This is a genomic window from uncultured Maricaulis sp. (assembly GCF_963975345.1).
Taxonomy (GTDB): domain Bacteria; phylum Pseudomonadota; class Alphaproteobacteria; order Caulobacterales; family Maricaulaceae; genus Maricaulis.
The window spans coordinates 17,404-43,842 of the sequence record NZ_CAXBGE010000009.1 but is presented as its reverse complement, the minus strand read 5'-3'; the positions used below and the strand labels follow the sequence as shown (position 1 = coordinate 43,842).

The 26,439-nt window shown below is 63.4% G+C and carries 18 protein-coding genes; 7 read left to right on the top strand and 11 right to left on the bottom strand.

The window, feature by feature from the left end; translation table 11 throughout:
- The 3 genes from AAC029_RS10780 (at nucleotide 1) to AAC029_RS10770 (ending at nucleotide 3,454) form a co-directional block, all read left to right on the top strand.
- Nucleotides 1–1,014: an alpha-ketoacid dehydrogenase subunit beta gene (locus AAC029_RS10780; RefSeq protein WP_339747416.1), complete on the top strand. Its 1,014-nt coding sequence runs from the start codon at nucleotides 1–3 to the stop codon at nucleotides 1,012–1,014.
- A gap of 2 nt (nucleotides 1,015–1,016) precedes the next feature.
- A complete protein-coding gene (locus tag AAC029_RS10775) occupies nucleotides 1,017–2,258 on the top strand; it encodes a dihydrolipoamide acetyltransferase family protein (protein WP_339747414.1) in 1,242 nt (413 codons plus the stop codon).
- Between the two features lie 596 nt (nucleotides 2,259–2,854).
- A complete protein-coding gene (locus AAC029_RS10770) occupies nucleotides 2,855–3,454 on the top strand; it encodes a hypothetical protein (protein ID WP_339747412.1) in 600 nt (199 codons plus the stop codon).
- Nucleotides 3,455–3,537: 83 nt separating this feature from the next.
- On the opposite strand, the gene leuB is transcribed toward AAC029_RS10770, so the two are convergent.
- The 11 genes from leuB to AAC029_RS10715 all read right to left on the bottom strand — a co-directional run bounded on the left by leuB (nucleotide 3,538) and on the right by AAC029_RS10715 (nucleotide 18,020).
- Nucleotides 3,538–4,608: a 3-isopropylmalate dehydrogenase gene (gene leuB / locus AAC029_RS10765; protein WP_339747410.1), complete on the bottom strand. Its 1,071-nt coding sequence runs from the start codon at nucleotides 4,606–4,608 to the stop codon at nucleotides 3,538–3,540.
- A complete protein-coding gene (leuD, locus tag AAC029_RS10760) occupies nucleotides 4,605–5,192 on the bottom strand; it encodes a 3-isopropylmalate dehydratase small subunit (RefSeq protein ID WP_339747407.1) in 588 nt (195 codons plus the stop codon). The genes leuB and leuD overlap by 4 nt, the downstream gene beginning before the upstream one ends.
- Nucleotides 5,185–6,612 (bottom strand): 3-isopropylmalate dehydratase large subunit, encoded by a 1,428-nt coding sequence (gene leuC / locus AAC029_RS10755; RefSeq protein WP_339747404.1) that lies wholly within the window; start codon nucleotides 6,610–6,612, stop codon nucleotides 5,185–5,187. Before leuC ends, leuD begins: the two co-directional genes overlap by 8 nt.
- Nucleotides 6,602–7,558: a branched-chain amino acid transaminase gene (locus AAC029_RS10750; RefSeq protein ID WP_339747401.1), complete on the bottom strand. Its 957-nt coding sequence runs from the start codon at nucleotides 7,556–7,558 to the stop codon at nucleotides 6,602–6,604. Before AAC029_RS10750 ends, leuC begins: the two co-directional genes overlap by 11 nt.
- Nucleotides 7,559–7,572: 14 nt before the next feature.
- On the bottom strand, nucleotides 7,573–9,159 hold the full coding sequence (locus tag AAC029_RS10745) for a 2-isopropylmalate synthase (protein WP_339747398.1): 1,587 nt from the start codon (nucleotides 9,157–9,159) through the stop codon (nucleotides 7,573–7,575).
- A complete protein-coding gene (locus AAC029_RS10740; RefSeq protein ID WP_339747396.1) occupies nucleotides 9,141–9,470 on the bottom strand; it encodes an ACT domain-containing protein in 330 nt (109 codons plus the stop codon). Before AAC029_RS10740 ends, AAC029_RS10745 begins: the two co-directional genes overlap by 19 nt.
- A 2-nt stretch (nucleotides 9,471–9,472) precedes the next feature.
- Entirely contained in the window at nucleotides 9,473–11,179 is a 1,707-nt protein-coding gene (gene ilvG / locus AAC029_RS10735) for an acetolactate synthase 2 catalytic subunit (protein WP_339747393.1), read from the bottom strand.
- A gap of 22 nt (nucleotides 11,180–11,201) precedes the next feature.
- A complete protein-coding gene (gene ilvC / locus AAC029_RS10730; RefSeq protein WP_339747744.1) occupies nucleotides 11,202–12,191 on the bottom strand; it encodes a ketol-acid reductoisomerase in 990 nt (329 codons plus the stop codon).
- A 32-nt stretch (nucleotides 12,192–12,223) separates the two neighbouring features.
- Nucleotides 12,224–13,942 carry a dihydroxy-acid dehydratase gene (locus AAC029_RS10725; protein WP_339747391.1) on the bottom strand — a complete coding sequence of 573 codons (1,719 nt, stop codon included), beginning with the start codon at nucleotides 13,940–13,942 and terminating at the stop codon, nucleotides 12,224–12,226.
- 521 nt (nucleotides 13,943–14,463) lie between these two features.
- A complete protein-coding gene (locus AAC029_RS10720) occupies nucleotides 14,464–15,480 on the bottom strand; it encodes a hypothetical protein (protein ID WP_339747389.1) in 1,017 nt (338 codons plus the stop codon).
- A gap of 35 nt (nucleotides 15,481–15,515) precedes the next feature.
- The gene (locus tag AAC029_RS10715; RefSeq protein ID WP_339747386.1) at nucleotides 15,516–18,020 is read right to left on the bottom strand and encodes a zinc-dependent metalloprotease; all 2,505 of its coding nucleotides are present in this window, start codon (nucleotides 18,018–18,020) and stop codon (nucleotides 15,516–15,518) included.
- Nucleotides 18,021–18,247: 227 nt separating this feature from the next.
- Here AAC029_RS10715 and AAC029_RS10710 point away from each other — a divergent pair, with 227 nt between their 5' ends.
- From AAC029_RS10710 to gltB, 4 genes are all read left to right on the top strand, one after another.
- A complete protein-coding gene (locus tag AAC029_RS10710; RefSeq protein WP_339747383.1) occupies nucleotides 18,248–19,171 on the top strand; it encodes a dihydrodipicolinate synthase family protein in 924 nt (307 codons plus the stop codon).
- 4 nt (nucleotides 19,172–19,175) lie between these two features.
- Nucleotides 19,176–20,174: a 4-hydroxyproline epimerase gene (locus tag AAC029_RS10705; RefSeq protein WP_339747381.1), complete on the top strand. Its 999-nt coding sequence runs from the start codon at nucleotides 19,176–19,178 to the stop codon at nucleotides 20,172–20,174.
- A gap of 301 nt (nucleotides 20,175–20,475) precedes the next feature.
- Nucleotides 20,476–21,897 carry an NAD(P)-dependent oxidoreductase gene (locus tag AAC029_RS10700; protein WP_339747379.1) on the top strand — a complete coding sequence of 474 codons (1,422 nt, stop codon included), beginning with the start codon at nucleotides 20,476–20,478 and terminating at the stop codon, nucleotides 21,895–21,897.
- Nucleotides 21,894–26,423, top strand: a complete 4,530-nt coding sequence (gltB, locus tag AAC029_RS10695) for a glutamate synthase large subunit (protein ID WP_339747377.1) — start codon at nucleotides 21,894–21,896, stop codon at nucleotides 26,421–26,423. Before AAC029_RS10700 ends, gltB begins: the two co-directional genes overlap by 4 nt.
- Nucleotides 26,424–26,439: the final 16 nt, after the last annotated feature.

The window sequence follows — 26,439 nt, the reverse complement described above, 5'->3', positions numbered from 1 at the left end:
ATGAGCAAGATGAACATGATCCAGGCCCTCAATTCGGCGATGGACAATATGATGGAGCGCGATCCCAACGTGCTCGCCTTCGGCGAAGATGCCGGCTATTTCGGCGGCGTGTTCCGCGTCACCGCCGGGCTGCAGGAAAAATACGGGCTCGACCGCTGTTTCGATGCACCGATCAATGAGGCGGCGATTGTCGCCATGGCGATCGGCATGGGCGCCAACGGCCTCAAGCCCGTCGCCGAGATCCAATTCTCCGACTATATCTTCCCGGCGATTGACCAGATCGTCTCCGAATTGTCGCGTTTGCGTTATCGTACCGCTGGCACCTTCACCGCCCCGGTCGTGATCCGCACACCGAGCGGCGGCGGCATTCGCGGTGGCCAGACCCATTCGATGAGCCCGGAAGCCTTCTTCACCCAAGTGCCCGGCCTGCAAGTTGTGATGCCGTCCAATCCCTATGACGCCAAGGGCCTGTTGATCGCTGCGATCGAAAGCCCCGACCCGATCATCTTCTTCGAGCCGAAGCGCCTGTATAACGGCCCCTTTGATGGCGGTGCCGGCAAGGCGCTCGAGACCTGGGGCAAGCATCCCAAGGGCGAAGTGCCCGACGAACATTACACGCTGCCGATCGGCAAGGCCGATGTCGTGCGCGAAGGCGCGGCGATGACCATCGTCACTTATGGCACGCTGGTCCATGTCGCCCTGGCGGCGGCGGAGCAATCGGGCATTGATGCCGAGATCATCGATTTGCGCACGCTGGTGCCCTATGACATCGAAACCATTGCCGCCTCGGTCAACAAGACCGGCCGCTGTATCGTCGCCCAGGAAGCGCCGCGCACCTCCGGCTTCGGTGCCGAGCTGGCGGCGCAGATCCAGGAAGACTGTTTTTACGCCCTCGAAGCCCCGATCAAGCGCGTCACCGGCTGGGACACCCCCTATCCGCACGCGCATGAATGGTCCTATTTCCCCGGTCCGCAGCGTTTCATCAACGCGATGCGCGAAGTGTTGGAGGCCTGATCATGAGCGAATACCGCTACAAAATGCCCGATGTCGGTGAAGGCATTGTCGAGGCTGAAATCGTTGAATGGCATGTCAAAGTCGGCGACACCGTCACCGAGGACCAACATGTCCTCGACGTGATGACCGACAAGGCCACCGTTGAAATCCCCTGTGCCGTCAATGGCACTGTGACCAAACTGGTCGGCGCGCCGGGCGATATCGTCGCGGTTGGTACCGAGATCATGTTTATCGCCGTCGATGGTGCGGTGCCCGTCGAAGACGAAGCGCCCAAGGTTGAAGCAGCCGAGCCGGCCGTCGCGCCGGTGGTTGAAACCGCCAAGCCGACGCCAGCGCCATCGGTCGCCTCGCGTCCGGTCGGCGAACGGGCTTTGGCCAGCCCGGCGGTGCGCAAGCGCGCGCTGGAAGCGGAAATCGAACTGGCCGCCGTGCCTGGTACCGGACCTGCCGGCCGCATCACCCATGACAATCTCGATGATTTCATCGCTTCGGGCGGCCGTCTCGTCGCCCATTCCGGTGGCGGTTCGACCCTGCGTGCCCCGCGCACCGGCGTGACGGAAGAAAAGCTGATCGGTCTTCGCCGGCGCATTTCCGAAAACATGTCGCACGCCCAGCGCACCATCCCTTCAATCGCCTATGTCGAGGAAATCGACGTCACGGCGTTGGAAGAGCTGCGCGCCCATCTCAATTCGAAAAAATCCGACGGTCAGACCAAGCTGACCTTCATCCCCTTCCTCGTCATGGCCCTGACCAAGGCTCTGCCGGAAACGCCTCAGGCCAACGCCCATTTCGACGGCGAGGCCATGCTGCTGACCAAATATCAGGGCATTCATTGCGGTATCGCCGCCGCGACGCCCAATGGTCTGATGGTGCCGGTGATCAAGCACGCCGAAGCACTCGATATCTGGCAAATCGCCGCCGAGCTGCAGCGCCTTGGCGCCGCCGCCAAGGCCGGCAAGGCATCGAAGGACGAGCTGACCGGTTCGACGATCACCATCACATCGCTCGGCGCCATTGGCGGTCTGGTCACCACTCCGATCCTCAATGCCCCGGAAGTCGCGATCATCGGCGTCAACAAGATGCAGGAACTCCCGCGCTTCGACGCCAAGGGCGGTGTCGTCGCCCGCAAGCTGATGAATCTCTCCTCCTGCTTCGACCACCGCATCGTCGACGGCTTCGACGCCGCCATGCTGATCCAGCGCGTCAAGGGCCTGCTGGAGAATCCGGCGACGCTGTTTATGTGATGACGAAGGGGACACACCAGTGTGTGTCCCCGGTCGCGACGGTCGCTGGTTTGGAGACTTATCCCCGACCCGGCGACAACTGGCCCACGTCATCCTGACGCCAGTCAGGACCTCGACGTAGCAGGTGCGGAGCCTGTGATATCGAGGTCCCGGCGTTCCCCGGGATGACGGGTTTTAGGCAAACTTATCCCCACCCCCTCCACCTGCGCGTATGCTTCAGCTGTTCCGGTCGCACGGGAGGCACGAGCTCAGTCAGTCGCGGCGATCGGGAGCGTGCAGCCTGTCCGGGCAGAGGGGTGACATCCCGAGCGCTGGCAGGGCGTCCATTAAGGTCTGACGGCACTAAACGACCGACCTGAGTACCTTTCTGGATTGGAACCGGGGTGGAGACAGCCCGAGAAAACTGCACGTGTGGGACGTCACGGATGTCACACTTAACTTATACGCGTTACCGGCATTCGCCGGCGTCCCACACCCTCCCATCCCTCCAGCCGCACGCGGCGTGGAGATTTTGGTGCAGGCACCCGTTCACGCAAATGTTGGGCGCACCAGACGAGAGAGCGGCTATACTCGCTGGCGAAGAGGGGGAGAGAACCATGAAACACGTGTCAGTCATTTTCGTCGCGGCAGCGATGCTCGCCGCCCCCGCCGCCGCGCAGGTCACCGGAGAGGGGACAGTCCGTTGCGGCGATTACGGCCAGCCCGCCGAAGGCATGCCGGAGGCATTCAGCCAGTTCGCCTTCATCATCGGCGATTTCACCGTCGGCATCCGACAATGGGATGCCGAAGCCGGGGCCTGGGGCGAAGCACCCTATTTTGCGCGCTGGAACGGCTATTACGGCATGGGCGGTCGCGCCATTATCGATGAATGGTTTGATCCCGGCTATGGCTATCGCGAGCAATCGGGAGTCGGAATCAATGTGCGCATCTATGACGAGCCAGCTGGCCTGTGGAAAACCGCCTGGCAGTATTCGCTTACCCCTGGGGTGAGCGAACTCTACCAACAGGTCCGCGATGACGGCATGCTGGCCTTGTGGCAGGTCTACCCTGAAGTGCCCGAGCAGAATGTGTATTTCGAGGAATTCAGTCCCGACCATTGGGGCCGCATCACGCGCTTGCGCGATCCGGAAACCGGCGAGTGGGTGAACGCCACCCTGCTCGACGCCGTGCGCGCAGCGTGTCCGGCAGCGGAGTGAATCGAAGGGGCCGGCATTGAACAGAAGTGGCCGGTACAATTAGCGGTGAAGCCTTCCACTTTGTGCTCAAAACCGCAGTGACGTTAGCGTTTTAAATATACCCGCATCCGCTCGAGATGCTGGAGCAGCCGGGTGCCGGCCTTGGAGCAGTTCAGCGAACCGCCGAGATCCGCCGTCCATTCGCCGGCCTCGTGCATCGCATTGATGGCGGCTCGCAGGCGCCGCGCAGCCTCGATCTCGCCCAGACCGGACTCGAATAATTGTGCGGCGCTCTCGATGGCGCCGAACGGGTTGGCTTTGTCCTGACCCGCGATGTCGGGGGCTGAGCCGTGGATCGGTTCGAACACGCCGGGGCGTTTATCTCCGAGCGAGGCAGAACCGAGCAGGCCGATTGAACCGGGCAGCATCGAGGCTTCGTCGCTGAGAATATCGCCGAACATATTCTCGGTCACAATGACATCGAAACTGGCCGGATCGCGCAGCAAATGCATCGCGGCGGCATCGACATAGATGTGATCGAGCGCAATATCGGGATAGGTCTTGGCGCCCATTTCGCTGACGACCGAACGCCAGAGACGGCTGGTTTCCAGCACATTGGCCTTGTCGATTGAGGTCAGCTTGCCGCGCCGCAGGCGTGCCTGCTGAAAGGCGATATGGGCGACGCGCTCGATCTCGGCGCGGTTATAGGCGCATTCGTCACTGGCGTAATCCTGGCCCTTTTGCCGGGCGCCGAAATAGATCCCGCCGGTCAGCTCGCGCACGATCAGCATGTCGACACCGGCGACCAGCTCGGCGCGCAAGGGCGATTTGCCGGCCAGAGCGGGATGCACACTGACGGGGCGCAGATTGGCATAAACCTGCAATGCCTTGCGTAGCGCCAGCAAACCGGCCTCGGGGCGCGAGACGGCCTGATCCCATTTCGGGCCGCCGACCGCACCGAGGAAGATGGCGTCGCTGGCTTGGCAGGCGGCCAAGGCCTGCGGCGTCAAGGGCGCGCCATACTGGTCAATCGAAGCACCGCCGATGGCGTGCTCGGAGAAGGTCAGACGAAAGCCACAGATCGCCGCGACGCTTGCCATTGCGGCGCGGGCGACGGCCGTGACTTCCGGGCCGACGCCATCGCCGGGAAGCAGGACGATTTGGTAGGTTTTCATGCGCTGCGGGCCTCGTAAGCTGTGATCGCGTCCTGGTGTGAGAGCAAGAATCCGAGCGGATCCGTGCCCTCGATCAGGCAATGCCTGGCGAAGGGCTCAATCTCGAAATGGAAGCCGGGACCATTGCCCAGATCAACATATTGCCGCTCCAGATCAATCTTCACGTCAACACCCTCATGCTCGAGCAGCCAGGCATGGGCCTGCGGCGGCGCGATGATTGGAATGATATTATTCTTCGCCGCATTGGAGCGGAAAATATCGGCAATCTCGCTCGAAATCACGGCGCGGACACCGAAATCATGCAAGGCCCAAGGCGCATGTTCGCGCGAAGAGCCACAGCCGAAATTGCGCCCGGCGACGAGGATTGCGAAGGCACCGGTATCCAGCGTGTTGAGGGCGCAGTCATCGCGCGCCTTGCCGCCTTCATCATAGCGCCAGTCGTGGAAGGCGAGCCTGCCGAGACCGTCCTGCGTCGTGGTGGTCAAAAAGCGCGCCGGGATGATTTGATCGGTGTCGATATCCTCCTGCGGCAGCGTGAAGGTGCGGCTGTGCAGATGCGTAAATCCCACCGGATTGTCAGACATGGGCGCCCTCCATCAGGCTACGTGGGTCGGTGATCAGGCCGGTCACGGCTGCAGCGGCAGCTGTTGCGGGGCTGGCCAGCACGGTGCGCGAACCGGGGCCCTGGCGGCCTTCGAAATTGCGATTGGAGGTCGAGACCACCAGCTCACCGGCCTCGCCGCGATCGCCATTCATCGCGATACACATCGAACAGCCCGGCTGGCGCCATTGCGCTCCGGCAGCGATGAAGATCTGGTCGAGCCCCTCGGCCTCGGCTTGTTGGCGCACCTGGACCGAGCCGGGCACGACCAACGCCCGCACTCCGGCGGCGACCTGACGGCCGCGCATGATCTCCGCCGCCTGGCGCAGATCGGTGATGCGCGAATTGGTGCACGAACCGATGAAGACCTGATCGACCCTTGTGCCGGCAATCGGCTGGCCGGGCTCGAATTGCATATAGTCGAGCGATTTCCGGTGCGAGGCGGAGCGGGCCTCCGGCACGTGTGCATCAATAGCAATGCCGGTATCGGGCGCTGTACCCCAAGTGACCATCGGCGCGATCTCGCTGGCATCCATTTCGATCTCGCGATCAAAGCGGGCACCGGGATCGCTGGCGAGCTGTGACCAGCGTGCGACGGCCTCATCCCAAGCGGCGCCCTTTGGCGCGAGCTTGCGGCCTTCCAGCCAAGCGAAAGTCGTGGCGTCTGGCGCGATCATGCCGGCGCGGGCTCCGGCCTCGATCGACATATTGCAGACCGTCATCCGGCCTTCCATGTCGAGCGCTTCAATCGCCTCGCCAGCATATTCTATCACGCTGCCGGTGCCGCCATCAATCCCGAGCCGGGCAATGATGGCGAGCACGATATCCTTGGCCGAGACGCCGCGGCCGGGCCGGCCCTTCACGGTGACGCGCAGGGATTTCGGCTTGCGTTGCAACAGGCACTGCCTGGCCAGCACATGGCCGACCTCGGTCGTACCAATGCCGAAAGCCAGCGCGCCGAAAGCGCCATGGGTCGCGGTATGACTGTCGCCGCACACCACCGTCATGCCCGGCTGGGTCGCACCCAATTCCGGGCCCATCACATGCACGACACCGCGATACTCACTGCCCCAGCCATGCAGCGGGATGGCATTTGCGGCTGCATTGGCCTCCAGCATCTCGACCTGCAGCCGCGCCGCCTCGCTGGCATAGGGAGGCGTCTCGCCAGCGGCGAAATCCAGCGTCGGTGTCGAATGGTCGATTGTCGCCAGGGTGCGGTCCGGTCGGCGCACTTTCAGACCGCGCGCTGCCAGAGCCGAGAAGGCCTGCGGCGAGGTCACTTCATGGATCAGGTGCAGGTCGATATAGAGCACACCGGGGGTATCGGCGGTTTCCGCAGAGACCTGATGGCTGTTCCAGACCTTGTCGAACAGGGAACGCGGCGCGCCCTCGTCAGGCGACATGCTGGACCTCCATGCCATTGCCATAGGCGGGATGGAGCCAGCCATGCCGATCCGGGGTCTCGCCGGTGAACAGGCCGAAGAAGCGCTTCTGCATCAGTTCGGCCACCGGGCCGCGACCTTCGCAACGCACGACATGACCATCGACTGAGCGCACTGGGGTGATTTCCGCCGCCGTGCCGGTGAAGAAGATCTCGTCGGCGACATAGAGGCTTTCGCGCGACAGCGTTTGCTCGCGCACATCATAACCTTCGGCTTCGGCCAGTTTGATCACGGCATCGCGCGTCAGCCCCGACAGGATCGAGGCCGAAGTTGGCGGCGTGCGGATGATACCGTCGGAGACGACGAAGATATTCTCACCGGCGCCTTCGGAGACCAGACCATTGACGTCCAGCCCAATGCCTTCATCAAAGCCGCGCGAATGCGCCTCGTGGCTGATCAGCACCGAAGAGAGATAATTGCCGCCCGCCTTGGCTCCCGTCGGGATCGTGTTCGGGGCCGGACGGTTCCAGCTGGAGATGCAGCAATTGACGCCTTGGCTCAGTGCGTCCTCGCCCAGATAGGCCCCCCAGGGGAAGGCGGCGATGCAGACTTCAATCTGGGTATCCTTGCCGGGCAACACGCCGATCCCGCCATAGCCGAAAAAGGCGATCGGACGGATATAGGCGCCTTTGAGCCGGTTGGAACGGATCACCTGTTTGCAAGCCTCCTCCAGCTCGGCCTCGGTATAGGGCAGGGGCATATGATAGACGCGCGCCGAATCGAACAGGCGCCGGACATGTTCCTTCAGCCGGAAGATCTGCGGCCCGTTCGGCGTGTCGTAGCAACGAATGCCTTCAAACACCGAGGTGCCGTAATGCAAGGCGTGGCTGAGAACATGCGTCTGGGCGTCGTGCCAATCGACCAGTTCGCCATTACGCCAGATGAAATCGGTTTCCTGAATTGCCATAATATTTTTCCTGGTCAGACGGCGATTGCCGGTTGGGGTTGGGCTTCACCGGTTTGGTCAAACGCTTGACCCCGGTCGAGCGTAAACAAGAAGGCGTCGATAGCGGCGGTGACCACATCAGGGCCACGAGCGCGGCCATTGACCTGGGTCCCGTTGAGGTCGAGCCGGATTTCGGCGATGAAATCGCGGCCGGCCGGTGAATTGACCAGCCGAGTTTCCAAGCCAATCACTTCGGCTGTGGTGCCGGTGATGCGCTGCACGGCAGCGAAGGCCGAGGCCATCGGACCGTCACCTGAGGCAATGTCCGAGATGCGGCCACGTTCGGGATGCTCCAGCTCGACGCGGGCGAATTGCTGTGGCTTCGGTCCGGTCGTCGTGCGCAATTCGGTGCGCAATACAGTCCACTGGCAGCCGCTCTGGGAGCGGTGCTCCATCAGCGCGACCAGATCGGCGTCGGTCGCTTCGCCATACTCGTCGGCATAGGCCTTGAAGGCCAGGAAAGCGGTGTCGAGCGCCTCCGGGTCGGGCTGATAGCCCAGCTGTGACAGGCGCTGGGTCAGGGCGTGTTTGCCAGAATGCTTGCCCAGCACCAGAGCGCTGCCGGGTGAGCCGACGCTTTCCGGCGTCATGATCTCATAGGTGCGCCGGTCCGACAGCATGCCGTGTTGATGGATGCCGGCCTCGTGGGAGAAGGCATTCTTGCCGACAATCGCCTTGTTCGGCGACAGGGCCGCACCGGTGACCCGGGTCAGCTTCTGGCTCGCCGGCCACAGGCCGGTCGTGTCCAGATGTGTGTCGACACCATAGATGTCGGCCCGCACCCGCAGCGCCATCACGACTTCCTCGAGCGAGCAATTGCCGGCGCGCTCGCCGATGCCATTGATCGAGCACTCGATCTGGCGCGCACCGCCCTGGACGGCGGCGAGACTATTGGCGACGGCCAGGCCGAGGTCATCATGGCAATGGGCCGAGAAAATCACATGCTCGGGCCGCACGACTTTTTCGCCCAGGCTAGCAAACAGAGCCCGGATTTCGCCCGGCTCGCTGACGCCGACCGTGTCGGGGACATTGAGGACATCGGCACCGAACGCGGCGGCGCAACTCATCGCCTCGATCAGGAAATCGGGCTCGGTGCGCAAGGCATCCTCAGCCGAAAACTCAATCTCGTCGAAACAGCCGCGAGCGTACAGCAGCGCCTTTTCGATGGCACGCAACACCTCCAGGCGCGACATTTTCAGCTTGGCTTCGCGATGGATCGGGCTGGTGGCGAGGAAGACATGCAGGCGCTTGCGCCGCGCCGGCTCCAAGGCCCGCGCCGCCGCATCAACATCGGCTTCACTGGCTCGGGCCAGCGAGCAGATGGTCGGGCCGGTGATTTCCGAGGCGATCAGGCGGATCGCCTCGCTATCGCCCGGTGAAGCAGCGGCAAAACCGGCTTCGATCGTATCGACCCGGACGCGTTCCAGCATGCGGGCGATCTCGAGCTTGTCCGACGGCGACATCGAGAAGCCGGGCGCCTGCTCGCCATCGCGCAGGGTGGTGTCGAAGATGTAGACGCGATCCTTGTCGTGCCGGGCGGGCACTATGCTTGGCCGGGACATGCCGCCCTCCAATCGGTTGCGCTGGCCGAACTCAGTTCCGGTGCCAGCCCGGGGGCAAAGGCCAGCGCTTCAGACGAGCCGGGGCGAGATACCGCATGTACGTCGAACAGGCGCTCGATCTGGCGTGTCAGCACGTCGATCTGGCGGCCCGTGCCACGCGCGGCGAGCTCGACTGTGACCCTTGCGCTGCCATTGCTCGGGGCCGACATCGCCATGCTTGAGATTGTGAAGCCACGGCGCTCGATCAGTCCGACAAGCCGCACGAGCGCACCTTCGGTTTCGAAGATTTCGATGTTGAGGATATTGCTCATGGTCAGTTCTCCATCATGTCAGCATTGGATGCGCCAGGCGGTACGAGCGGCCAGACGTTCTCGCGCGGGTCGATCAGCACATGGGCCAGGATCGGTCCGCGTGACCGCAACAAGCGGTCGATGGCACCGGGGACTTCGGTGCGCGAATGCACGGTGAAGGCTTCGACGCCGAAGGCGCGGGCGACTTCAGCGAAGTCGGGATTGTCGTAGAGGTCGATCTCGGAGTAATTCTGCTCGAAGAAATATTCCTGCCACTGACGCACCAGGCCCAGCGTTCCATTGTCGAGCAGCAGGATGCGGATCGGTACGCCATAGCGGCGTGCCGTCGCCAACTCCTGGATATTCATCATGATCGAGCCATCGCCAGTAATGGTGACGACCTTCATGGCGGGTCGTTCCATCGCCGCGCCGATCCCGGCCGGCAGGCCATAGCCCATCGCCCCCAATCCTGCGCTGGTGAGATGCGATTCAGGGCGTGCGAAACGGCAATGCTGCGCCACCCACATCTGATGCTGACCGACATCGCAGGCGGCGATGAAATCATCACCCGCCGCTTCGGATAACTGCTTCAGCAGCGCCGGCGCGAAGACCCCGGAGCCGGGCGCGTCATAGTCGAAGGCGAAGGCCTTCAGGCGCTCGGCGCAGGTCTGACGCCAATCCTCTATCGCCAGATAACCGGGATCCAGCCGGCTCAGCGCATCGGCGACATCGCAGCCGATCGCGACATCGGCCCAGCGCAGCTTGCCGATCTCGGCCGGGTCGCCATCGATATGGATGATGCGGGCATTGGGGGCGAAGGTGTCAGGCTTGCCGGTCGCACGATCATCGAAGCGCGCGCCAACGCACATCAGCAGATCGCTTTCATTGACCGCCAGATTGGCGGTGCGGGTGCCGTGCATTCCCAGCATGCCGAGAAAATGCGGCGCGTCGGGATGCGGGGCGCCGAGCCCCTTCAGGGTCGCGACGGCGGGAATGCCGGTGCGGGCCATGAAGTCGCGCAGAGGCTGGACGGCCTTACCCAAGCCGACACCGCCGCCGATGTAGAGCACAGGACGTTTGGCCTGAGTAATCAGCGCCGTTGCGGCCTCCATGAGGGGGGCGGAGGCCAACAACGGCGCTGCAGCAGGACGAGGCGCGCCTGGGGGGGGCGGATGTGCCTCGGCCTGTAAGACGTCCTTGGGCAGATCAATCAACACTGGGCCAGGACGGCCTTCTTCGGCGATCCGGAAGGCTTCCGTGATCAGCTCCGGGATACGGTTGGCATCGCGGATGATGACCGAATGCTTCACGACCGGCAGCGTCATGCCGAAGACATCGACTTCCTGAAAAGCATCCGTGCCCATCAGGCCGGACGGAACCTGTCCGGTCAGTATGACCATCGGGACGGAATCCATGAAGGCATTGGCGATGCCGGTCAGAAGATTGGTCGCGCCCGGTCCCGATGTGGCCAAGCAGACGCCGGCCTTGCCGGTGATGCGGGCCTGGGCATCGGCGGCAAAGGCGGCGGCCTGTTCGTGACGGACCAGAACATGGCTCAGGCTCGACCCCGTGAGCGCGTCATAGACGGGCATGATCGCTCCGCCAGGATAGCCGAAGATCCGGGTCACGCCGAGATTCTCCAGCGTCCGCACGACCCAGTGCGCACCCGTATTGCGGGAGCGTGCCTGGGGCGGGGTCTCGGTCTTGGGCAAGGTCGACAGCATGGTCATTTTCAGGTCCAGATCAGGGCGTTCAGGTATTGGCGCCGGCTTGCAGCCACGGCATTTCTGCGCGCAGGGCCGCACCGGTTTTTTCGATGGGATGCTCGAGATCCTTGCGCAGCAGGGCGTTGTATTGCGGCTTGCCGGCCTGGTTCTCCATGATCCAGTCGCGGGCAAATGTGCCGTCCTGGATGTCGGCAAGAACCTCCTTCATCCGCGCTTTGGTCTCGGCATTGATGACGCGTGGGCCCGAGCGCAGATCGCCATAGATCGCGGTCTCCGAGATGAATTCATGCATCTTGGCGAGCCCGCCCTCATAGAGCAGATCAACGATCAGCTTGAGCTCGTGCATGCATTCGAAATAGGCGACTTCGGGCTGATAGCCGGCCTCGGTCAGAGTCTCGTAGCCGGCCAGAACCAGCTCGGTCGCACCACCGCACAACACCGCCTGTTCGCCAAACAGATCGGTTTCGGTTTCTTCGGCGAAGGTGGATTCAATCACGCCGGCGGTGGAGCCGCCGATGCAGGCCGTATAGCTCAGCGCCCTGTCGCGGGCGGTGCCGGTCGCGTCCTGATGGATGGCGAACAGGCAGGGCACGCCACGGCCGCGTTCGAATTCACGGCGGACGAGATCGCCGGGCCCCTTCGGCGCAACGAGGATGATATCGACACCCTCCGGCGCCTGGACGCGGCCGTAGTGCACGGTGAAGCCGTGCGCGAACAGGACGGCATCGCCGGCACTGATATTCGGCGCGATCTCCTCCCGGAAAATCGCTTCATGGGTCATGTCCGGCGTCAGGATCGCGATCAGCGAGGCGGCCTTGCTGGCTTCGGCGATGGGTGCGGTGCGCAGGCCATCGGCCTTGGCGCGGATATCGCCCTTGCCGCCGGGACGGACGCCGACAATCACGTCGCAGCCACTATCCTTCAGATTGAGCGCATGCGCCCGGCCCTGGCTGCCATAGCCGATGACCGCAACCGGCTTGGCCTTGAAGGCGGCAGTGTCGATCTCGAACGCCATGCGGCGCGGGGTGGCGGGTGTCTGGGAGGTGGTCATGCGAAAGTCTCCTGAGGGATCATGTGCGTTTGCGGGGCTTCAATCTGTTGGGTCTGGATCGTCACGGCGCCCTGAGAGGCCGAAGAGACGAGCCGGGAATATTTGCTGAAAACGCCGCCCATCGGATTGGGCAGAGGCGGGGTCCAGGCCTTGCGGCGGGCCTCGAGATCGGCATCGCAATCGATCCGGCGCGAAGCGACATCGATACGGATGGTGTCGCCCTCATGGATCAGGCCGATGGCACCGCCCTCGACGCTTTCCGGGCAGACATGACCGATCACGAAGCCCTTGGAGGCGCCGGAAAAGCGGCCATCTGTGATCAGCGCGACATGTTCGCTCAGCCCCTGGCCGACCAGGGCACCGGTGATGCCGAGCATTTCGCGCATGCCGGGGCCGCCGCGCGGGCCTTCATTGCGGATGATGATGACATCGCCCCGCGCGATCCGGTTTTGCTCGACGGCGGCGAAGGCATCCTCCTCGCGTTCGAACACGCGGGCCGGGCCTTCAAATTGCGTGTGGGTGTGGCCAGAGAGTTTCAGGACCGCGCCCTCGGTCGCCAGATCGCCATACAGGATACGAAAACCACCATCGGGTTTGACCGGATCGGCGACTGTGTAAACGACGCGCTGGCCTGGCGATTCAACTGCGGTCGCGAATTCCTCGAACAGGGTTTTGCCGGTGACTGTCGGAGTGTCGCTCAGACGGCCGCCCTGCATCAGTCGTTGCCCGAACAGGCGTGTCCCGCCGGCCAGAAAGAGGTGGTGAGCGAGGAAACGGCCGCCCGGCTTCAGATCGGTGATGACGGGCGCTGTTGCGGAAACTTCGTCAAATACATCGATCGAGAATGGCACACCGGCCTCCGCCGCAATGGCCGCCAGATGCAGGATAGCATTGGTCGAGCCGCCGCTGGCCGAGGCCGCGATGGCGCCATTGCGCAGCGAAGCCTCGGTGATGAAGCTGCGCGGGCGAGTGCCCGACCTGACCAGATCGACCACCAGCCGGCCACACCGGGCGGCGGCGTGCGCCTTGTCCGGATGCGGCGCTGGGATGTCGTTGGCTCCTATCGGCGACAGGCCCATGATCGACAGGATCATCGCCATCGTATTGGCGGTGAACTGGCCGCCACAGGCACCGGCGCCGGGGCAGGCGGACTTCTCGACTTCGGCCAAACCGGCATCGTCCAGCGTGCCGCAAGCATGGGCGCCGACAGCCTCGAACACATCCTGGATCGACAAATCCTTATCGCCCTGACGGCCTGGCATGATCGTGCCGCCATAGAGGATGCAGCCGGGGATATCCATCCGCGCCAGCGCCATGGCCGCGGCCGGAATGGTCTTGTCGCAGCCGACCAGCACGATCACGCCGTCCAGCGAGTGGCCGCGCACGGCCAGCTCGATCGAATCGGCGATCACTTCGCGTGAGATCAGCGAGGCGCGCATGCCCTGCGTGCCCATCGAGACGCCGTCGGACACGACGATGGTGTTGAAATCAACCGGCACACCGCCGGCTTCGCGGATCGCATCGCGCACCGGTGCGGCCAGATCGGCCAGGTGCATATTGCACGGCGTCACCGTGGTCCAAGTATTGACCACCGCGATCATCGGCTTGTCGAAATCCTCGTCCGACAGGCCGGTTGCACGCAACATGGCGCGAGCCGGAGCGCGTGCGGCGCCGAACGTAATGGTGTCAGAAGTCTTGGGTCGTTCGGTCGACATCGGAATTTCCCGTGTGACAGACACGAAAAACCCCGCTCCGGGTTCCGGGAGCGGGGTTTTTCATGTCTGCCGATGTTTGCGTTCGCTAACTGGCAGGCGCGGAAACCGCTCCCGTTATGGAGGTCAGAATAATCACAAGTACGAGGGAGAGCGCGCTGACGAGCACCCGCACGTCCGGCAGGACGGCGGCCGATGAAATCGGCTGATGGGTGACGGTGTTACGCATAATGCGGGCGGTTCCTGACTTGTGCTGCAGTGCAAGGTGGCGCGATGTTTCCGCTATGGCAAGCGCAAATGCGCACAAATCATGTTTTCAAGCCCATCTGAGCGCCTTGAATGGCATGAAACAGCCTTTCCGACGAAATGCCCGTCTGCACGGCCTGGCATGTGTGGGCACAGAAATTGGCGGCCGGATCGGGCGGGCCTGTTCACGGCTGCGCACGGATTGTCCAGCCGCCGGAAAGCCGGGATTCGGGGCGGTCCCGGTGAGCAATTGCAGCATTTTGTGTTCGGATCGGACCCTATTGCGGATCCAGACTCACCCTCAGTCGCGCAATTTTGCCTTCAGCTCCGACAGCCCAGCCAAATGGTGAGCCGGGCGCGAAGGAGACGGCATTATAGCCGGTCTGGGATATCGGGCTCCAGCTTCGGCCGCCATCGCGGCTGAGATCGGCCCCATTCGGTCCGACTGCGAGAAAATGCCCGCTCAACCCCGGGATCGCGGCGACGGCCGAGCGATAACCGGACGGGGGAGTTTCCGGTTCGAACCAGACATGGCCGCCATCGAGCGAATAGGCTGCGACGCCGACGGTTTCGTCAGGCCGGGTATAGTCCCCGCCGGCAGCAACCAGCGTGTTGCCGGACGCGGCGATCGAGAAAATCCCGGCACCGGATTGCCCGCTGGCCAGCGGCGTATTCACCACCCGCCAGCTGGCACCGTAATCCATGCTCAAGAGGATGCGAGCCCGTGCGCCACCACCGGTGCCGATCCAGACCCGGCCATCCTCACCCAGGGCGAGGCTGGTATCCGAGGCGGCAAATCCCGCCTCGCCGTCGAGTGGTTCTGGTAACCCTGTCGTTTTGGTCCAGCTCTGGCCGCCATCCCCGGTCAGCAGGATATGGAACACGCCCGCGACCGGATCGGAGAAGGCAATGCCGTGCTGATCGTCCCAGAATGCCAAGCCGTCGAAGAAGGCCGCTTCAGAGGGGTCTTCATACAGCAGCGTGAAGGAGGCGCCGCCATCGCGGGTTTCGAACAGCCGCGCCGGGCTGCCGGCGGTGAAGAAGAGCGCGTGATCGGCGTCAAACCCATGCGCTGAGCGCAGATCCAGCCCGGCGGCGGCCTCGATCCGGCTTTGCGTCCAATTTGCACCGCCATCGATTGTGCGTAGAACGATACCATCAGGCGCGCCGATCCAGGCGGTCTCGGCATCGACGACGGTGAGCCCACGCAGGCTGGACGTGACGCCGCTCTCCTGCGCGGCCCAGTCCATGATGATCGCCTGTTGCGGTGCCGGCTGACAGGCTGCGAGGGTCATCAGTGCGATCCCCAGAGCGGCGCCGCCAGCGAGCCTCATCGCCCGAGGCCAAGCAGGCCGGCGCTGTCACAATGCCAGCAACTATCGGCCCCAATCGGGCTGCCCGGCGGGATTTCGGCCTCGAAACCGCCGACGTCTTCGCCGCGATCAATCCGGGCCAGCCCGGCCTCGATCTGCCGCGCCAGTCCAATCCGGTCTTCGCGCGATCCGGCCGTCGCAGAGCGTCCAGTCGGCAGGGCCGCCGCGAGGGCTTCGAGATGCGCGCGGGCCAGATTGGCGCTGGAGCGCGGACCACTGGCGGTGACGCTAAGAAGCTGGGCAATGTATTCACCTTCAATGGCAGTGCGCAGCGGGGCAAGACGAGAGGCCTCGCCGCGTGCTGTCGTGAACACCGAGCCTTCCACCACGCTGAGCAGATCTGCGGCGGAAAGCTGTTCCGGATCGCGCGAATGTTGGTCGGTCATCCGTGCCAGTCGCGCCGGCGAGAGCATGGCCTCAAGGGTGATCCGCGCCGCCGCCGCTGCCGCATCGCTGCGGCTGAAGGCCGGATATTGCGAGGAGGAAAACATCTCCCGCGTCGCCGCTGCGTCGTAATCGCCTGAGGGCGAAGGCATTAATTGCGACAGCACGGTCTCGGGAATGTCGAGCACAGCCGGGTCGAGCGTGTTGACCAGCACACGCAGTGCCCGCATCTGCTCTGCGGCGCCGGCGGGGCGCAGGCCGCGCACCGATGGTCCATTGAGTTCATACTCGAAATACACGCCGCCCAGCGTCTTGGCGGCGGCTTCGACCTGGTAGCGGTGATAAAGATAGATCGGTGAGAACACGGCGCGCAGATCGCTCGCGGGCTGGCCTGACGCCAGGGCTTGCGGCCCAAAATTGGCCAAGGCCTGAGCGCGAACGGCCATGATGTCGATCAGCGCTTGGGCAGGATCGCTGCCATCATCCCACAGATTGGCCAGCGGATGGGCGGCATCATTGCCGCGCGCATGCATGTCGGTGATGTAGAGCAGACCAACGGCGTGGGCACGGGCCAGGATCGCTTCCTGCCCTTCGGCTTCGGCGGCGGGATCGGCGTATTGCGCGTAGAGCCAGCTGATTGCGGTCCGGTCCCAAGCGGCGGTACCGCGGGCATAGGCTTGGCTGACATCGAAGGCGCCGGAGGCGTCGACTGACACGCGCGGTGCCGGGTAATCCATCACCGAAGCGCGATCATTGGCACTGGCGGCGAAATTATGCATCAGGCCGAGCGTGTGCCCGACTTCATGCGCGGCCAGCTGGCGGATTCGGGCCAGGGCGAGTTCGAGTGGATCATCAGCCTCTCCAGTGCCGGTATGAGCGGTGCCAAGCAGGCCTTCGAATATGATCCGGTCCTGGCGGATACGCTGGCTGCCGAGGATGACATGGCCCTTGAGGATTTCACCGGTGCGCGGATCGATCACGGCGCCGCCATAGGACCAGCCGCGTGTTTGGCGATGCACCCACTGGATGATGTTATAGCGCAGGTCGAGTGGGTCGGCGCCTTCGGGCAGAAGTTCGACCCGGAAGGCGTCTTCAAAGCCGGCGTCGGAGAAAGCATCCGCCCACCAGCCCGCGCCCTCGATCAGAGCATCGCGGATCACAGGCGGTGTCCCGCGTTCGACATAATAGACGATCGGTTCGACGACCGGGCCGGAGGCTGCTGCCGGGTCGATCCGTTCCAGCCGGTGGCGAATGGCGAGATGGCGACGCACTGGCGCATCGAGCGGAGCGGCCATGTCGTAAATTTCAGTACTGATCGCGCCGGCACGATCATCGGCTTCACGCGTCTGATAGCCAGCTTCGGGCAGGGCGGCGAAGGAGTGGTGGATGGTCAGCGTCACCGAATTGGCGGAGGGCGTTACGGCGCGGACCTCTGATCCTGGCTCCGAGGATTGCAGGGTCAGCAAGGCGTCGATTTCGACATTCAGCGGGAAGGCATGAACGCTGCCGGTCAGGGCGGCGCTGCGATCACTATCAATCGAGAAACTGCCCTGGCCGGCGGCATCGAGCTGGGCGACGGTTCCGACCGGATCGCGGGTGAGAAACCCTGACAGATCGACCAGCACCCTGCCATTCTGCTCGGCGACGATCTCACCGCTCCAGACGATCGAGCGCGCGAAGGATTGTTCTGTCGCCTGACGCTCGGGGGCGTCGGCACCGATGGCCTCGTAGCGATAATTCTCGAACTCGGCGAAGACGCGGTCATTGACGCGGAAGAAGCGCAAGATTTCCGAATCCGTGCCGAGCCCGCGATCCAGTCCGACCGGGTTGGAGCCGAGGCCAGAGGCGAGCCAGGCAGTGTAAATCATCCGGCCGAGCGAGCCGTCATCCTGGGGCGTCAGCTCGGCGAGAATCCGACCGTCGCCATCATCGACATAGACATTGAACAAGCCGGTGCGTTGATCAAGGCCGGCGATGGTTTCGGCATAACTCACCGGCTCGTCCTGGGCCCAGGCGAGTGAGCCGGTTGCAGCCAGTGCGAACGCCAGACCGGCCGCCAAATTGCGCAAATTTGTCATGATGTCATCAACTCCCCATCGCATCCCTGACGAGACGCTAACCCGCTGATTGCGGCCTGTCACCTTACCGGTGCCCCTGCGGGTAACGACCCGCCATCATTGGGTTTGTCCCAGGCGGTAGTGCGCGCAAATTCGACGCGGGCGGCGCAGGAGTTGATTGATTCCCGGCAGCGTCGGTTTAACGATGCGCTTGGACGTAATTGTGCGAGGGCCGGGAGGCAAACCGAATGGCGAAAATCAATTGGCGCGGCGTGATTCCAGCGGCGACGACCCAGTTTGCGGACGATCTAAGCCTTGATCTCGACGCCACGTGCCGCGTCGTCGAGGGCCTGGTTCGCGACGGTGTGCACGGGCTGGTCGTGATGGGCACTGTCGGTGAGAACAACTCCTTGCTCGCCGCTGAAAAGCGGCAAGTGCTTGAAGCGGTCATTGCTACCGTCGCCGGACGCATCCCGGTTCTGACCGGCGTGTCCGAACTGACGACCGAACTCGCCGAGGCCTATGTCCGCGATGCCGCCCGCCTTGGCGTCGACGGTGCGATGCTGCTGCCGGCCATGGTCTATGTTCCGACTGAGGCGGAGCTTGAAGCGCATATCCGGCGGGTCGCCGCAGCCTCGTCCTTGCCGGTCATGCTGTACAATAATCCACCGGCCTACCGGGTCAGTATCTCGATTGCGACGCTGCAGCGGCTGGCGCCCGTCGAGACGATTGTCGCGATCAAGGAATCGGCGCCGGACCCGCGCCGGATCACTGATATCATCAATGCCTGCGGTGATCGTTATGCGGTCTTCGCCGGTCTCGATGATGTCGCGATGGAAGAGATTCTGCTCGGCGCTCAGGGTTGGATTTCGGGCCTGACCAATGCTTTCCCGCACGAATCCATCGCCCTTTGGGACGCCTTGGAAGCAGGGGACCTTGAGACCGCGCGGCGGATTTATCGCTGGTTTATGCCTCTGCTCCACCTCGATGCCGAGCACGACTTGGTGCAGTCGATCAAACTGGCAGAATTCGTCATGGGACGCGGTTCGGAGCGGGTCCGCATGCCGCGCATGATTTTGACCGGCGCACGCCGCGCCGAAGTAATCGCGATGGTCGAGACCGCGCGCGACAACCGGCCCGATCTGACAATTGCCCGTGCCTCTCAGGAGTAAACCGGTGCGCCAGATCTTCGAGTGTATTGATGGTCATACCTGCGGCAATCCGGTTCGGTTGATCACCTCCGGTGCACCCGATCTGGCCGGTGCGACGATGAGCGAGAAGCGGATGGACTTCATCCGCCATCATGACTGGATCCGCACGGCGCTGATGTTCGAACCGCGCGGCCACGACATGATGTCCGGTGCCTTCTTCTACCCGCCCTGCACGCCGGACGCCGATGCCGCCATCCTGTTCGTCGAGACATCGGGCTGCCTGCCCATGTGTGGGCATGGCACAATCGGCGCCATCACGCTGGGGCTGGAGAATGGCCAGTTGGTGCCACGCGACCGCAATCAGGTGCTGCTCGACGCGCCGGCCGGCCGGATCCGGGCCGAGATCGAATGGGATGGCGAGTTCGTCGCCAGCGTCCGTATTTTCAATATTCCCAGCTATCTTGCCGCCACTAACGTCCGGATCGAGTGCCCCGGTTTGGGCGAACTGGTGTTCGACATCGCCTATGGCGGTAATTTCTACGCCATCATCGAGCCGCAGCCGAACTATCCCGGCCTCGATGCATTTTCCGTCTCCGACATCTTGCGCTTCAGCCCTGTGGTTCGCGAACTCGCCAACGCGGCGGTCAGCTGCGTCCATCCGCTCGATCCCAATGTGCGCGGCGTCAGCCATCTGCTTTGGACGGGGCCGGCGATCAATCCGCAGGCTCATGCCCGTAATGCGGTCTTCTACGGCCAACGCGCGATCGACCGTTCGCCCTGCGGTACCGGAACCAGTGCCCGCATGGCCCAGCTCGCGGCGCGCGGCGGCCTCAAACCCGGCGATGATTTCGTGCATGAAAGCCTGATCGGCAGCCTGTTTCACGGCCGGGTGGAGAGCACGACCCGCGTCGGATCACTGCCTGCGATCTGTCCCAGCATTCGCGGCTGGGCACGGCAGACCGGCATCAATCGCATCCAGGTCGATGACCGCGACCCTTTTTGCCACGGTTTTCTGCTGGCCTGACGCGGCGCTTTCGACTGGTCAGATTCGGCTCACCTCCAGATCGACCTCCCCGCAATGTTGTGTCGCGACGGGCGGGCAGTCTGAATCTTCAATATTTTCCGCAACGCAGCAAATTTTCTCGTCGAGAAAATCTGTCAAAACATCCCAATAATCACGGGCAATTTTGTACGCGGCACTAAAAAATGCTATAATCCCAACTTCAAACGAAATTATTTACCCAAACCGGACACGCCCGGCCTCTTGAGCGGTCATCGAGAGTGTGCTGCACTGCGGCAAGGTGTGAAGTTGTGAGGTCTTATCAGTGCTGCGATTCGTCGATATCGATCAGGCCTATCCGGGCAAGCGTCCCGAAGCGCAGCGCCGTACCGATTTTCTTGAGATCTATCAGCCCGTTGAAACTCTTCAACTTGCCGAGCAAGCCTCGCGCTGCTCGCAATGCGGTGTGCCCTTTTGCCAGACCGGTTGCCCGTTACAGAACAATATCCCCGACTGGCTGATGCTGGCCGGAACCGGCCGGATGCGCGAGGCGTATGAAGCCTCGTCCGCGACTTCGACCATGCCGGAGATCTGTGGCCGAATCTGCCCGCAGGACCGCCTCTGCGAAGGCAGTTGTGTCGTCGAAAAATCCGGCCATGGCGCGGTGACGATCGGCAGCGTCGAGCAATTCATCACGGACACAGCTTGGGATGAGGGCTGGGTGACCCCGCTCCGGCCGGGCGCGCCGCGTGGCCAGAGCGTGGGGGTGATCGGTTCCGGCCCGGCCGGGTTGGCGGCGGCGGAGCGGCTGCGCGAAGCGGGCTGCGAAGTGACCGTTTATGAACGCGCCGACCGTGCCGGCGGTCTGTTGATGTATGGCATTCCCGGCTTCAAGCTGGACAAGCATGTTGTGCAACGTCGGCTGGACCGCCTCGCTGACGGCGGCGTCGCATTCAAGCTGAATTTCGAGATCGGACGTGATGCCTCGCTCGACGTGTTGCGCTCGCAACACGATGCGGTGCTGATTGCGACCGGGGTCTATGCAGCACGCAAGCTGGTTTGTCCCGGCGCCGGCGAGGATGTGATCCAGGCACTCGATTATCTGATCCGTTCCAATCGCGACGGGCTCGGCGATCCGAAAGCGGCCAACGAACGTCTCTCGGCCGAGGGCAAGGACGTCATTGTGATCGGCGGCGGCGATACGGCGATGGATTGTGTCCGCACCGCTGTTCGTCAGGGCGCGCGCTCGGTCACCTGCCTTTATCGTCGTGACCGACAGAATATGCCTGGCTCGGCACGCGAAGTGCGTCATGCCGAGGAGGAGGGCGTGGTGTTTGAATGGCTCTCGGCGCCGCTCGCCGTGCTGACGCAGGGCGATGATCTCACCGGCGTCCGCGTTCAGCGGATGCGACTGGGCGCGCCCGACGCATCCGGGCGCCGCATGCCGGAGGTTGATGCGGGCAAGACCATTGATCTGCCCGCCGACATGATCATCTCCGCACTCGGCTTTCAGCCGGAAGACCTGTGCCAGAGCTTTGATGCACCGGATCTGACCCTGACCGAGTGGGGCACGGTCGACTCCGATCCCGATTCCAGCATGACCAGCCTGAACGGCGTGTTCGTCGCCGGCGATATCCAACGCGGTGCCTCACTGGTGGTTTGGGCGATCCGCGACGGGCTCGATGCGGCCCGGTCGATGGAAAACTATCTCGACAATCGCCTTGCCGTGCTTGGAGCCGCCGAATGACACAATCGCACTGGTCAGAAGCGCGGCACCGCAAGGGTCTGGAGCTACTTGAGGCGTCGGGCCTCTACCGTCCAGAGGACGAACGCGATGCCTGCGGCGTCGGCCTGATCGCCGACATGAAGGGCGAGCCGCGGCGCGAGATCGTCGAGCTGGCCATAGATGCCCTCAAATCGGTCTGGCACCGTGGCGCTGTCGATGCCGATGGCCGCACCGGCGATGGTGCCGGCCTGCGTGTTGGAGTGCCACAGGACTTTTTCAAGGCCGCCGTCGCACGCACCGGTCATGAACCACAGCGCGGCGATGTCATTGTCGGCATGGTCTTCCTGCCGCGCACGGATTTCGCCGCTCGTGAGCGGGCCCGCGCCATCATTGAGGCGGAAATTCTCGGTCAGGGTTTCAGCTTTTACGGCTGGCGCCAGACACCGACCAATACCTCGATCCTCGGCACCAAGGCGCGCTCGACCCTGCCGGAAATCGAGCAGGTCCTGTTTCGCGATCCCCAGGCCCGCGATGCCGCGACCGTCGCCCACACGCTCTATATTATCCGCCGCCGCATCGAGCGCCGCGCCCGCGAGGAAAACCTGCGTGAGCTCTATATCTGCTCGCTCTCGCCGCATGACATTATCTATAAAGGCCTGTTCCGCGCCGAGGATATCGACGCCTTCTATCTCGATCTGAAGGATGAGCGTTTCGTCTCGCCCTTCGCGATTTTCCATCAACGCTATTCGACCAATACTTTCCCGGAATGGCGGCTGGCCCAGCCCTTCCGCATGCTGGCGCATAATGGTGAGATCAACACCATTCGCGGCAATACCAACTGGATGAAAAGTCACGAAATTCACATCGCTGAAACCGCGTTCGAGGATGCGCAGGCGGATGTGAAGCCCGTCATCCAACCCGGCGCCTCGGATTCGGCGGCGCTCGACCAGGTGTTCGAAATTCTGGTCCGTGCCGGACGCAGTGCGCCGATGACCAAGACGCTGCTGATCCCGGAAGCCTGGTCCAAGCGCGCGGATGTCATGCCTGACGGCTGGAGCGCGATGTATGAGTATTTCAACTCGGTGATGGAGCCCTGGGATGGCCCAGCCGCGATTGCCGCTTTTGACGGGCGTTGGGCGATTGCCGGGCTCGACCGCAATGGCTTGCGCCCGATGCGCTATGCGATCACCAGCGATGGCCTGTTGGTCGCCGGATCGGAAACCGGCATGGCACCGATTGCACCGGAACGCGTCATTGAGCGCGGCGGCATCACGCCGGGCCGGCTGATCGCGCTCGATCTCGAGGAGGGCCGCTTTTACCGCGAGCACGAAATTCTCGACACGTTGAGCGAAACCCATCCCTATCAGCGCTGGCTCGGCGAGGTCGAGGATATCGAGCCCGCCATTGGGCTGGGGCCGGAACCCATTGAATTTACCGATGCCGAACGTCTGCGGCGCCAGGCCGCCGCCGGCTTCAGCTTCGAAGCGATTGAACTCGTCCTCGCTGCGATGGCCGATGACGGCAAGGAAGCCGTTGGATCGATGGGCGACGATACCCCGCTCGCCGTGTTGTCGGAGAGCTACCGGCCCCTGTCGCACTTCTTCCGGCAGACGTTCGCCCAGGTGACCAATCCGCCGATCGACTCCTTGCGCGAAGGCCGTGTGATGGGGTTGAAGACCCGCTTCCGCAATCTCGGCAATATCCTGGCCAAGGGCGAAACCCGCGCCAATGTTCTGGTGCTCGAAAGCCCGATCCTGACCAATGGCGCCTATGCGCGTTGGCGCGAAATGATGGGCGGGGCGGTCAAGGAGATCGATTGCCTGTTGCCGGTTGGCGAAGCGACCGGCGATGGTCACGCCCTTGGCGCGGCCATCGATCAGGTGATCGAGCAGGCAGTCTATGCCGTGCGTGATGGTGCGGCCCATCTTGTGCTGACCGATCACCAATCAGATGAAAATCATTGTGCCCTGCCGATGATCCTCGTTGCTGGCGCGGTGCATTCCCGCCTGACCCGGTATGGCTTGCGCAATGCCTGCTCGGTCAATGTCCGCTCGGCGGAATGTTTCGATCCGCATTATGCCGCCGTGCTGATCGGGCTCGGTGCGACCACGGTCAATCCCTATCTGGCTTTCGAAACCGTAACCGCCAATCGCGACCAGCCCGGCGAGGACCGCGAGGCGCGTAGCCGGGCGAGACAGCTCAAACTGGCGCTTGATGGCGGCCTGTTGAAGGTCATCTCCAAAATGGGGATATCGATCATTTCTTCCTATCGCGGCGGCTGCAATTTCGAGGTTCTTGGCCTGTCGCGCGCCCTGGTCGAAGCCTACCTTCCCGGCGTCGTCAGCCGGATATCCGGCCTCGGTCTGCCGGGGCTGGAAGCCCGCACCGTCGATTTGCATCGATCCGCCTGGCGCGGCGATGCCCGCCTGCCGGTCGGAGGCTTCTATCGCCAGCGTTCCTCGGGCGACCGCCATGCCGTCACCGCCAACTCGATCACCGAGCTGCAACAGGCCGTCAAGCACAATGACGCGGCGGCCTGGAAACGCTACCGCGAAGCGCTCGCCGGACAGGGCGCAATCCAGTTGCGCGACCTGCTCGACATGCGCCCGCTCGGTGCGAAGGTTTCGGTCGATTGCGTCGAGTCGATCAATGGCATTCGCCGCCGTTTCGTGACGCCGGGCATGTCGCTCGGAGCACTGTCGCCCGAAGCGCATGGCGCACTGAATGTCGCGATGAACCGGATCGGTGCCAAATCGGTATCCGGCGAGGGCGGCGAGGATCCTCGCCGCTACAAGCCGCTGCCCAATGGCGATAATATGAATTCGGCGGTCAAACAGATCGCCTCGGGGCGCTTTGGCGTTACGGCGGAATATCTCAACCAGTGCCGCGAGATCGAGATCAAAGTTGCCCAAGGTGCCAAGCCCGGCGAGGGCGGGCAATTGCCCGGCTTCAAAGTCACCGAATTCATCGCCAAGATGCGGCTGGCCACGCCGGGCGTGTCGCTGATCTCGCCGCCGCCGCACCATGATATCTATTCGATCGAGGATCTGGCGCAGCTGATCTATGACCTCAAGCAGATCAATCCACTGGCCCGGGTCGGCGTCAAGCTGGTCGCCTCCGCGGGTGTCGGCGCTGTCGCGGCCGGGGTCGCAAAAGCCAATGCCGATATCATCAATATCTCCGGCAGCGTCGGCGGCACCGGTGCGGCCTCGCTGAGCTCTATCAAATTCGCTGGCGGCCCGCTCGAACTCGGCCTTGCCGAGGCGCATCAAATGCTGTCACTCAACGGTCTGCGCGAACGCATCACCCTGCGCGCCGATGGCGGCATGCGGTCGGGACGCGATATCGTCATCGCGGCGATGCTCGGGGCCGAAGAATTTGGCATCGGCACCGCATCCTTGCTCGCGCTGGGCTGTCTGATGGTGCGGCAATGTCATTCCAATACCTGTCCGGTCGGCATTTGCACCCAGGACGATGAGCTGCGTCTGCGCTTCGGCGGCGCGCCGGATTATGTCGTCAATCTGATGACCTTCCTGGCCCAGGATGTACGCGAAATACTCGCCGGCTTGGGCGCGAAGGATTTGGAAGACGTGATCGGTCGCACCGATCTGCTCGACCAGGTTTCGCGTGGTTCCGAGGCGCTCGACGATCTCGATCTCAGCGCCATCATGGCGCGCGCCGATGCCGCCGAGCGCCCGGCGCGTTCGACCCGCGAACAGCGCAATCCGGTCGCGCCCAGCCTCGACGAACAGATCATCAAGGATGCGGCGCCAGTCTTCGCCCGCGCCGAGAAGATGCAGCTCGACTATGCCGTCAGGAATACCGATCGTGCAGTCGGTACGCGCACCTCGTCGGAGATCATCCGTGTGTTCGGCGGTGCCGGCCTGGCCGATGATTATCTGACGCTCAAACTGCGAGGCTCAGCCGGCCAGTCGCTGGGGGCGTTTGCGACCGCGGGTCTGCGTATTGAACTCGATGGCGATGCCAATGATTATGTTGGCAAGGGCCTTTCTGGAGCGACCCTTGTGGTGCGCCCCTTCGGCGGCTCCCGTGAGCAGACGACGGGCAGCGCGATCATCGGCAATACCTGTCTTTACGGTGCCACTTCGGGCCGTCTGTTCGCCGCGGGCGTGGCGGGGCAACGCTTTGCCGTGCGCAATTCCGGCGCCGAGACGGTGATCGAGGGCTGCGGTGCCAATGGCTGTGAATATATGACCGGCGGCGTTGCTGTCATCCTCGGTCCGGTCGGGGATAATTTCGCTGCTGGCATGACGGGCGGCGATGTCTTCGTTCACGATCCGCAGCGCCGTCTCGACGCGCGTCTCAACACCGATACGGTCGTCGCGCTCGCATTGACGGCCCAATCGGAGGCGCGTTGCCATGGGCTGATGGAGCAGCATGCCGCGCAGACCGGATCGTCCCAGGCGCAGCGCCTGCTCGCAGACTGGGCGGTCGAGCGCGAGCATTTCGTCCACATTCGCGGCGAGGAAGTCGTGCGGCGGGAGGCACCGGCCGAGACCAACTTGGCGGCCGCCAGCGTGGCCTGATGCCGAAAGCCCGTGT